This window comes from Pseudoalteromonas luteoviolacea (assembly GCF_021654285.1).
Classification (GTDB): domain Bacteria; phylum Pseudomonadota; class Gammaproteobacteria; order Enterobacterales; family Alteromonadaceae; genus Pseudoalteromonas; species Pseudoalteromonas luteoviolacea_J.
Map to the genome: position 1 here is coordinate 280,917 of NZ_JAKFZS010000005.1, position 9,815 is coordinate 290,731.

Sequence of the window (9,815 nt, forward strand, 5' to 3'; positions counted from 1 at the left end):
AAAACCTGCTGATGCAGGTTTTTTTCTACTTGATAACGCGTAAATGAGCGCCTTTTTTAGGCTTACCTTCTTGTGAAGGTGTTTGCTCTACAGCGCTATCAGGCTGCTGTTCAACCTCTGGGGCCAACTCATCATCAGCATCATACGATTCTTCTTCGTAATCCTCTTCGATAGTCGATTCAGAGAAAATTGTCCCTTCACCATTTTCTCTGGCATAAATCGCCAGTACTGCGTCAACAGGCACATACACCTGCATTGGCTGGCCGGAAAAACGCGCACTGAAGCTCAATGCATCATTATCCATAGTGAAGTTATTTGCCGCACTTGGGCTCACATTCAAGACAATCTGACCGTCCTGAACAAACTGGACTGGCACTTGTACGTGAGGAAAGTTGGCATTGACAACTATGTGTGGCGTGCACTGATTGTCCACGATCCACTCATAGAACGCCCTTAGTAAATAAGGTCGATTAGATGTCATTAGCTGCGGATCTCGCGCTCAATATCAGTCAAAGACGCCTGGAAAGACTCACGCTCGAATAAACGTAGCATGTAATCTTTTAGCTCACTTGCACCGCTGCCTGAAAGCTCAATACCTAATTGAGGCAAACGCCACAATAGCGGAGCCATAAAGCAATCAACCAAGCTAAACTCTTCACTCATGAAGTAAGGCGCTTCACCAAAGATAGGTGCCACAGCAAGAAGTGCTTCAGTTAACTCTTTACGCGCATTATCAACGTCATTGCCTGACATGATTTTCTCAGCAAGGCTATACCAATCGCTTTCAATGCGGTGCATCATCAAGCGGCTGCGTCCACGCATAACTGGGTAAACTGGCATCAGTGGTGGATGCGGGAAACGCTCATCCAAATATTCCATAATGATATTAGCTTGATATAAGCCAAGCTCACGATCGATTAACGTCGGAACTGTACCATATGGGTTAATTTCGTGTAGCGCTTCTGGCAAGTTGTCCTTTTCAGCCAGATGAATATCAACACTTACACCTTTTTCTGCTAAAACGATACGAACCTGATGGCTATACATACAGTTTGCACCAGAAAAAAGAGTCATAACTGGGCGCTTATTGGCAGCTACGGCCATGCCTACCTCCATAAATTAATCACAAAGTAATCAAATCACTTTAAACAGCAATAGGGGCATGCGCCCCTATTACCTATAATCACCATTGAGTGTTCAAATTAATGAACGTCTCTCCAGTACTCTTTCTTCAACAAGAAAGCTAAGATGAAGAAGATTACCAAGAATCCGAGCACTTTGATACCTATTGCCTCAGATTCTAATCGAGAAGGTTCACCCACATACGCTAAAAAGTTAGTGAGATCTCTTGCCGCTTGGTCATATTCATCGTCACTCATCTCACCGGAGCCGTCAGTTTCGACACCCACAATTTTGGTTACCGTCTCGCCATTTTCAACTACTTCTTCGGTAATTGGCATTGGCAAGCCCTGTAGTTCTTGAAGAACATGAGGCATCCCCACCAATGGGAATACGATATTATTCACACCAAAAGGACGAGATTCATCTTTATAAAATGACTTTAAGTATGTGTATATATAATCTGGTGATTTAACTCGAGATATCAAGGTTAAATCTGGCGGTGCCGCACCAAACCACTTAGCTGCATCCTCTTTCGACATAGAGTTTAAGATATGCGAGCCTACTTTAGAGTCATCAAAGATGAGTGTCTCTTTACCTATTTCAACAGGGATCCCAATGTCACGAAAAGTACGTTCATAACGCTGGTATTGCATCTGGTGACAACCTAAACAGTAATTCATAAACAATTTAGCGCCACGCTGTAAGGATGCATTATCCCTCAAGTCAATATTAGCGTCCATTAGTGGCACTGATGGACCTGCTGCCATTGTTAAGGTTGGCAACAATGCGAATAAACCGATTAATAGCTTTTTCATCATTTCGTCAACCTCGTTGGTAGTGGCTTGGTCACTTCATTCTTTGAATAAACATATAACAACACAAAGAACATGAAATACGTCACGGTACAAATCTGCGACAAAATAGTTGAAAATACCGTTTGCGGTGTCGCCCCAGCCCAACCTAAGATCAAGAAGGTAACCACAAATTGTGCAATGTTCAACTTATGCCATTTGCTACGATAACGAATTGAGCGCACTTTTCCTCGGTCAAGCCATGGCAATAATGCCAGAACGACTATCGAGGCACCCATAGCCACTACGCCCGCTAGTTTATCAGGAATAGCGCGTAAAATCGCATAGAAAGGCGTAAAATACCAAACAGGGAAGATATGCTCAGGTGTTTTAAGCGGATTAGCAGCTTCAAAATTAGGCGCTTCTAAGAAGAAACCATTCATCTCAGGCATGAAGAACACCACCCAACAGAATAAAATTAAGAATCCTGCCACACCTAAAATGTCTTTTACTGTGTAATAAGGATGGAAAGGAATGGCATCCACAACGTCTTTTTTACTGGTGTAGTATTCATGGAATTTAAAGTTAGGCTTGTCTTCTTCCGCCACAGAGCCTTTTTTACGTTTAATTTCAATACCGTCAGGGTTATTTGAGCCTACTTCATGCAGTGCAACAATGTGCAAGAACACAAGGATCACCAACACTAATGGCAATGCGATGACATGCAGCGCAAAGAAACGATTCAGCGTAGCGCCTGAAATAACATAGTCACCTCGGATCCAAAGTGTTAAATCTTCTCCGATAACAGGAATGGCACCAAATAAGGAAATGATTACCTGTGCACCCCAAAACGACATTTGACCCCAAGGTAACAAGTAGCCCATAAATGCTTCAGCCATCAGGGCCAAGAATATCAACATACCAAATAACCACAGTAACTCTCTGGGCTTTTGATATGAGCCATAGATCATGCCTCTGAACATATGCAGATAAACTACCACGAAGAATGCTGATGCGCCTGTCGAATGGAGATATCTTAATAACCAACCATACTCAACATCACGCATGATGTATTCAACAGAAGCAAATGCCCCCTCAGCAGAAGGAACAAAATTCATCGTTAACCAAATACCCGTCACAATTTGATTAACCAACACCAAAATAGCTAAAGAGCCAAATAGATACCAGAAGTTGAAGTTTTTCGGCGCGGGATATTGCGCAATATGCATATTCCAAACGCGCGTCATCGGAATGCGATCATTGATCCAGTCGACGACAGAGCTAATAGCACCACCTGAGCGTTTATTCGTCTCGCCTGCAGTTTGATTAGGTTGTTCGTAATTAGTCGCCATTAAGCCATCTCCTCTTCTTCACCCACTAAAATCGTGGTCTCATCTAGGAAAGTGTATGGCGGCACTTCCAAATTCAAAGGTGCAGGTACATTTTGAAAAACGCGACCCGCCATATCAAATTTGGAGCCATGGCACGGGCAGAAAAATCCATCTGCGGTCCCTTCCACTTTTTCACCGAATCCACCATTCATGAATGTTGGAGAGCAACCAAGGTGGGTACAGATCCCAACAGCAACAAAAATCTCTTCTCGCTGAGAGCGATAGCTATTTTTCGCTGATTCCAGCTGCTGTGCTTCGTCAGAATTGGGGTCACGAAGTTGATCTTCGTGTTGCTTCATTTGTTCTAACATTTTTGGTGTACGATAGATAACCCATACAGGTTTACCTCGCCACTCAACACGAATTAATTGTCCAGGCTCAAGTTTGCTTATGTCCACTTCTACAGGAGCCCCTGCAGATTTAGCACGCTCACTCGGATTCCAAGACGCAATAAAAGGAACAGCAGCTCCAGCCGCACCAACACCACCTACGACAGAGGTAGCGATAGTTAAAAAACGGCGTCGGCTGTTGTCAACAGGCGCATTGCTCATCCACTTATCTCCACTATGATCCTCAACACTTGCTATATTGAGAACATCAGTTACAGCAGGTTAATTTTAAGATATTTCAAAATAGACGCGATCATTAGCAAAAACCATGTAAAAAACACGGTTATTACTATTCTAATTATGACCATATAAAGTGCTAAGCGCTTCAATAAACAGCCAATACTAGAAACGACAGGTCATGATATGACGTCTTTCGCAATGATTTCCTGACCAAGATCAACCTCTGTCCAGATGAATGAAAATTTAATCAGACGATATCGCGAATAATTTACTTGCCCTGCAAGTGTAGCAAAAGAAATGGTCAATAAGCGTACAAAGTGAGCAACTTTTAGAGTTTACTGAAAGTTATTGAATGTGAGGTTGGCGTATTTCAATGTGTTTTAATAGGGATATTAATAACCGGCACTACAAACAAAAAACCCAGCACAAGGCTGGGTTTTTGACATTCTGAAACGTAATAAATTAACGTTTTGAGAACTGTGTCTTCTTACGTGCTTTCTTAAGACCAACTTTCTTACGTTCAACGCGACGAGCGTCACGAGTAACGAAGCCAGCTTTACGTAGAGTAGGACGTAGTGACTCGTCAAACTCCATTAGTGCACGAGTGATACCGTGGCGGATTGCGCCAGCTTGACCAGTCATACCACCACCTTCAACAGTGATGTAAAGGTCAAACTTCTCAGATAGCTCAACTAGCTCTAGTGGCTGACGAACAACCATACGAGAAGTTTCGCGACCGAAGTATTCTTCGATAGAACGTTGATTAATTACGATGTTGCCAGTGCCTGGGCGTAAGAATACGCGAGCACTTGAACTTTTACGACGACCTGTACCGTAGTATTGATTTGCCATGATAGTGCTCCTTAAATGTCTAGAACCTGAGGCTGTTGTGCCGCATGGTTGTGCTCGTTACCAGCGTAAACTTTAAGTTTACGGAACATTTCACGACCTAGAGGACCGCGAGGTAACATGCCTTTAACTGCTTTTTCGATGATCATTTCAGGCTTTTTAGCTTGAAGTTTTTCGAAGTTAACAGACTTAAGACCACCTGGGTAACCAGAGTGAGCGTAGTACATTTTTTGCTGAGCTTTGTTACCAGTTACAGTAACTTTTTCAGCGTTGATAACGATGATGTAATCACCAGTGTCAACATGTGGAGTGTACTCAGCCTTGTGCTTACCGCGTAGGCGAGCAGCGATTTCAGTAGCAATACGACCTAAAGTTTTACCTTCAGCGTCAACTACGTACCAGTCACGTTTTACAGTTTCTGGTTTAGCAACAAACGTTTTCATTTATAAAATCCAAAGTTTTCAGTTAAAACCACAGGTAGTCAGAGGACTACCGCTCTACTAATGGTGCTTCAACCCCTTCGAGTTTAAGACTTTTTTGCCGCTCAAGTCGGTGGCTAAGCCGACGAGGGCTATAGAACGCAACGTGGCAGGCCGCGGATTATAGCAAGGGTAGTTGGGAAAAACCAGCGTATGGCCGATTTTTCCGCCAGAAATGTGATTTTACTAAGCTAAGTGTTCTCTGGATAGATACTCTAATGACTGCATCTCTTGTAAGCGACTGATACACCGTCTAAATTCAAAGTTTAATGTCCCCTCTGTATAGATTTCGTCGATAGGCGCTTCAGAAGATATGATCAAGGTGACATTGCGCTCATAAAACTCATCAACTAACGCGATAAATCGCCTTGCCGCATCGTCGTTAGATTGTCCCATTTGCTTTACATTCGATAGGATAACCGTGTTATATAAACGGCTAATTTCCATATAGTCCACTTGTGAGCGGGCCGTTTCACATAATTGGGTAAAATCAAACATCGCAATGCAATCAGATACCTTGCGCGTTTTAATCATACGTCCTTCGATCTCTATTTCAGCATCAAGTCTACCCGGCTCTGGTGACAGCTTATCAAAGTACTCAAATAAGTTAGCATCCGCTTGTGCATCGAGCGGACTATGGAAGATTTCTGCTGATTCTAATGTACGCAGACGATAATCAATACCCGAGTCAACATTTACAATTTCAGTGTTCGCTTTCACCAATGCAATCGCTGGCAAGAAGCGTGCGCGCTGCAAACCATTTCGATATAATTCATCAGGCACAATGTTAGATGTTGCCACCAACACAATCCCGCGCTCAAACAAGGCTTCCATTAATCCGCCAAGTAGCATGGCATCCGTAATGTCTTGGACAAAAAATTCATCGAAGCAGATGATATCCGTTTCAGCTTTAAAAATATCAGCGACCACATTCAAAGGATTTTTCACTTCTTTAAGCTTTTTAAGCTCATCATGCACACGATGCATAAAGCGGTGAAAGTGTACGCGCATTTTTCTATCGCTCGGCAACGCCTCGTAAAAAGTATCCACTAAATACGTTTTTCCACGACCTACTCCGCCCCAAAAATAGAGTCCTTTCACCGGCTCCACTTGCTTCTTTGCAAACAGCTTTGCAAAGAAGCCTTTGGGCTCAGGAGGTTGTGCGATTAAATCATCATATAAACGCTGTAAGTGCTTGACCGCGTTTTCTTGTGCACTGTCGTACTGAAAGTCATCTCTTTTAAGGTCTTCTTGATACTTTTCCCAAGGCGTCATCATATTTTTTATTAAACTGAGCAGTTTTCTTTGCCCAATATATTAACACGCATCCATTCTCAGCGTATATTTAACCTATCGATTGAGAGTATTTTAGTAAAAGTAACAGGTGTCACTCACCTTACACAGGAGTAAATATGACAACAATTGCATGGTTGGGCTTATTAATCATCGTAGCGATCAGTGCATTCTTCTTAGGTTCACTCTTTACCAAAAAGCAGTTCAAGCATGAAGAGTTAGAACAGCAAGCACAACAAGCAGAGCAAAACTTAGAGCAATACAGGCAAGATGTGGCAGACCACTTAGCCAATACTAAAAAGCTAGTGGGTAAAATGCACGACAATTACAGCCAACTGCTTCAACATGTTGAAGATACAAATCAACTGTTACTAGAAGAAAAGCGCAGTCAATCAAATGAACCTTTCTTCTCAAAAGAAACCACAGAGCAGCTTCAAGCTTCTTTGCGCGCAAGGCCTGAAAAAAGACGAAATTCAGAATCTGTTCACAATGCACCTCCTGCTGATTATGCAGAAGGAGAAAGCGGTTTATTCAATGATGAACGAGCAAAAAGCGAGCAATTAAAAACTTCTTGATGAACTTTTTTTTGACCCCATAGTCTGTAGAAATAACTACCAAATAACTGAGCGGGTACTCCCCGCTCACAAAACTAACTCATATCATTTTGAACGAAAACAACTGTTTTAAGTTCACCAAATGATGTGTTTAACGCTGTTATTTAGGAGAATTTCCAGACTATGAAATTAAAATTAACTTTATTATCCGCAGCGCTTTTTTCTTCAAGCTTGCTTTTAGCACCACAAAGTGCAGAAGCAAGGCTACCGGTTGCGGTTGACGGTCAACAACTCCCCACACTGGCTCCAATGTTAGAACGCGTAACCCCGGGGGTCGTGAGTATTCAAGTTTCTGGCGCTAAAGAAGTGCGCCGCCGTGTTGACCCATTTGATTTTTTCTTTGGTAATCCCCCCCCTCGTACTCAAAAACGTCCTTTCAGTGGATTAGGTTCAGGGGTGATCATTGATGCCGATGAAGGCTATGTAGTCACAAATAACCATGTCATAGATGAAGCTGACAATATCCTTGTCACGCTAGAAGACGGCAGAGAATTTAAAGCAAAGCTGATCGGTGCAGATAAAGAGTCTGACATTGCATTATTACAAATCGACAATGACAACCTCACAGAAGTGAAACTCGCCAATTCAGATAAATTACGTGTTGGTGACTTCTCTGTTGCCATAGGCAACCCATTTGGCTTAAGTCATACCGTCACCTCTGGTATTGTCAGCGCGCTAGGGCGTAGTGGTTTAAATATCGAAGGCTACGAAGACTTTATTCAAACAGATGCGGCCATCAACCAAGGTAATTCAGGTGGCGCGCTAGTCAACTTAAAAGGTGAACTGATTGGCATCAATACAGCCATTTTAGGAGCGTCTGGCGGTAATGTTGGGATCGGCTTCGCTATACCGTCCAATATGATGAAGAACCTCGTTGATCAAATCATTGAATACGGGCAAGTAAGACGTGGCTCACTGGGTATTGTTGGCCGCACACTTAACGCCGGACTTGCTGAAGCACAGGGCTTTGATGTTAAACAAGGTGTGTTTATCCAAGAAGTAACTAAAGACTCAGCGGCAGCAGAAGCAGGCGTAAAGGCGAACGATGTGATCATCAGTATCGATGGCGACAATGTGGAAAGCATTGACGAATTACGAGGGAAAATTGCAACGCTCGGTGAAGGACGAGAAATTAAAGTCGGCATTTACCGTGATGGTAAGAAGCGTACACTTGATGTAAAACTGCAAGGTCAAAACGAGCGACAAGCGCAAGCTGACCGTATTCACCCAAGCTTGCAAGGTGCCGTACTTGAAAGTAATGAGCGAAACGGTAATCAAGGTATCGTGGTCGTCAGCGTAGAAGAGCGCTCACCTGCAGCCCGTGTCGGACTGCAAGAAGGAGATGTGATCATGCAGGTGAATCGTCAACGCGTCACCACAGTTCGTGACATGAAGCGGCTAATTGACGATATTCAAGGTAATATTGTATTGGGTATTAAGCGAGGCAGAGATTCTGTTTTCTATTTAATTCAATAAATAGTACAAAAAAAAACTCAGAATTACGCAGCGGCTCTTGCCGCTGCGTTGTTTTGTGTCATCATAGGTTTATCACAAGATAAACGATGTATAATAATAAACCGTGTTGCAATTTATTAGATTTATCCTCGCGCCAGTCATGATTGGGCTTGGTATCGCATTTTTAATTCTCTGGTTAAAGCCAGAATTAAAAGAAAGAGCGGCCAACCTCAATGTACCTTATACGTTAGAGCAAATGAGCTTTGCCAATGGCGTTAGTCGCGCAGCACCTGCTGTGGTCACTATTTTTTCCGAAAGCTTTAGCTCCGTTCCCCGCTTTAAAAGGCAAAATCGCATCCAAGAGCTCGGCTCTGGCGTGATTATGAGTGCTGATGGCTATCTTTTAACGAACTACCATGTCATTAACAGCGCTGACCAAATTATCGTATTATTACCTGACGGTAGGCAGTATTACGGTATATTAATAGGCTTTGATACCATCACAGATCTTGCAGTCATCAAAGTGGAAGACAATCACCTCCCGGTTATTCCAATGGATGATAATCTATTACCTCGTATTGGTGATGTTGTACTCGCTATTGGTAATCCACTTAATTTGGGTCAAACCATTACCCAAGGGATCATCAGTGCGACTGGAAAGCAAGCGCTGACTGAAAGCCAATATAACAGCTTATTGCAAACTGATGCTGCTGTGAATGTGGGTAATTCAGGTGGTGCATTGGTCAATTCAAATGGTACTTTAGTAGGGATCACCTCGGCGCAGTTTACCAGCCGCTATAATATTGATATTGAGGGGATCTCATTTGCTGTTCCTTACCGCTTAGCCAAAGATGTAATGACTAAAATCATAGAAGATGGCCGTGTCATTCGAGGCTACCTCGGCTTTAAAGGCACCGCAGTTGATAACAAAGGCCAAATAATCACTGACGTATACACGCCCATTATGGGGCTACGCATTAATGATTTAGACCCGCTGGGCCCAGCTTGGCAAGTCGGTATGAAAGATGGGGATATTGTCACCAAAGTGGCTGGTAAAGCCATTACCAACCCACAGCAAACGCTTCGTACGATTGGCAATACAGAGCCGGGGACAGTGTTAGAATTTGAAGTCAACCGAAAGGGCAAGCGCTTATCGTTTATGGTTGAAGTCGTGGAATTAGAAACCCCTATTTACTAGTCTTATTTGGAAATAAAAAAGCGAGCTCAGCTCTAATGCCGTTCACTTCAGCTC

11 protein-coding genes are annotated in these 9,815 nt (G+C 43.0%); 3 read left to right on the top strand and 8 right to left on the bottom strand.

Annotated features, from left to right (window positions below; genetic code table 11):
- Nucleotides 1–25: 25 nt before the first annotated feature.
- From L1077_RS06660 to zapE, 8 genes are all read right to left on the bottom strand, one after another.
- Nucleotides 26–481, bottom strand: a complete 456-nt coding sequence (locus tag L1077_RS06660) for a ClpXP protease specificity-enhancing factor (RefSeq protein WP_237136111.1) — start codon at nt 479–481, stop codon at nt 26–28.
- Nucleotides 481–1,104, bottom strand: a complete 624-nt coding sequence (gene sspA, locus L1077_RS06665; RefSeq protein ID WP_211036133.1) for a stringent starvation protein SspA — start codon at nt 1,102–1,104, stop codon at nt 481–483. Before sspA ends, L1077_RS06660 begins: the two co-directional genes overlap by 1 nt.
- Nucleotides 1,105–1,202: 98 nt before the next feature.
- A complete protein-coding gene (locus L1077_RS06670) occupies nt 1,203–1,940 on the bottom strand; it encodes a cytochrome c1 (RefSeq protein WP_237136112.1) in 738 nt (245 codons plus the stop codon).
- Nucleotides 1,937–3,160: a cytochrome b gene (locus tag L1077_RS06675; protein WP_063361535.1), complete on the bottom strand. Its 1,224-nt coding sequence runs from the start codon at nt 3,158–3,160 to the stop codon at nt 1,937–1,939. The genes L1077_RS06670 and L1077_RS06675 overlap by 4 nt, the downstream gene beginning before the upstream one ends.
- A gap of 104 nt (nt 3,161–3,264) precedes the next feature.
- Nucleotides 3,265–3,855 (bottom strand): ubiquinol-cytochrome c reductase iron-sulfur subunit, encoded by a 591-nt coding sequence (gene petA / locus L1077_RS06680; protein ID WP_237136113.1) that lies wholly within the window; start codon nt 3,853–3,855, stop codon nt 3,265–3,267.
- Nucleotides 3,856–4,335: 480 nt separating this feature from the next.
- Entirely contained in the window at nt 4,336–4,728 is a 393-nt protein-coding gene (gene rpsI, locus L1077_RS06685) for a 30S ribosomal protein S9 (protein WP_155732008.1), read from the bottom strand.
- 8 nt (nt 4,729–4,736) lie between these two features.
- Nucleotides 4,737–5,165, bottom strand: coding sequence for a 50S ribosomal protein L13 (rplM, locus tag L1077_RS06690; RefSeq protein ID WP_023397225.1), 429 nt, complete (start codon nt 5,163–5,165; stop codon nt 4,737–4,739).
- A gap of 222 nt (nt 5,166–5,387) precedes the next feature.
- The gene (gene zapE / locus L1077_RS06695) at nt 5,388–6,476 is read right to left on the bottom strand and encodes a cell division protein ZapE (protein WP_237136127.1); all 1,089 of its coding nucleotides are present in this window, start codon (nt 6,474–6,476) and stop codon (nt 5,388–5,390) included.
- Between the two features lie 137 nt (nt 6,477–6,613).
- Here zapE and L1077_RS06700 point away from each other — a divergent pair, with 137 nt between their 5' ends.
- The 3 genes from L1077_RS06700 to L1077_RS06710 all read left to right on the top strand — a co-directional run bounded on the left by L1077_RS06700 (nt 6,614) and on the right by L1077_RS06710 (nt 9,761).
- Nucleotides 6,614–7,069, top strand: a complete 456-nt coding sequence (locus L1077_RS06700) for a YhcB family protein (protein ID WP_063361391.1) — start codon at nt 6,614–6,616, stop codon at nt 7,067–7,069.
- A 162-nt stretch (nt 7,070–7,231) separates the two neighbouring features.
- Complete coding sequence (locus L1077_RS06705) at nt 7,232–8,584, top strand: DegQ family serine endoprotease (RefSeq protein ID WP_237136114.1); 1,353 nt, start codon at nt 7,232–7,234, stop codon at nt 8,582–8,584.
- A 103-nt stretch (nt 8,585–8,687) separates the two neighbouring features.
- On the top strand, nt 8,688–9,761 hold the full coding sequence (locus L1077_RS06710) for a trypsin-like peptidase domain-containing protein (RefSeq protein ID WP_237136115.1): 1,074 nt from the start codon (nt 8,688–8,690) through the stop codon (nt 9,759–9,761).
- Nucleotides 9,762–9,815 lie beyond the last annotated feature (54 nt).

Bases quoted from the DNA above. Each gene is read 5' to 3' on its own strand.
- zapE (WP_237136127.1), bottom strand. From the start codon at position 6,476: ATGACGCCTTGGGAAAAGTATCAAGAAGACCTTAAAAGAGATGACTTT.
- L1077_RS06670 (WP_237136112.1), bottom strand. From the start codon at position 1,940: ATGATGAAAAAGCTATTAATCGGTTTATTCGCATTGTTGCCAACCTTA.
- L1077_RS06700 (WP_063361391.1), top strand. From the start codon at position 6,614: ATGACAACAATTGCATGGTTGGGCTTATTAATCATCGTAGCGATCAGT.
- sspA (WP_211036133.1), bottom strand. From the start codon at position 1,104: ATGGCCGTAGCTGCCAATAAGCGCCCAGTTATGACTCTTTTTTCTGGT.
- L1077_RS06660 (WP_237136111.1), bottom strand. From the start codon at position 481: ATGACATCTAATCGACCTTATTTACTAAGGGCGTTCTATGAGTGGATC.
- rplM (WP_023397225.1), bottom strand. From the start codon at position 5,165: ATGAAAACGTTTGTTGCTAAACCAGAAACTGTAAAACGTGACTGGTAC.
- L1077_RS06705 (WP_237136114.1), top strand. From the start codon at position 7,232: ATGAAATTAAAATTAACTTTATTATCCGCAGCGCTTTTTTCTTCAAGC.
- petA (WP_237136113.1), bottom strand. From the start codon at position 3,855: ATGAGCAATGCGCCTGTTGACAACAGCCGACGCCGTTTTTTAACTATC.
- L1077_RS06675 (WP_063361535.1), bottom strand. From the start codon at position 3,160: ATGACGCGCGTTTGGAATATGCATATTGCGCAATATCCCGCGCCGAAA.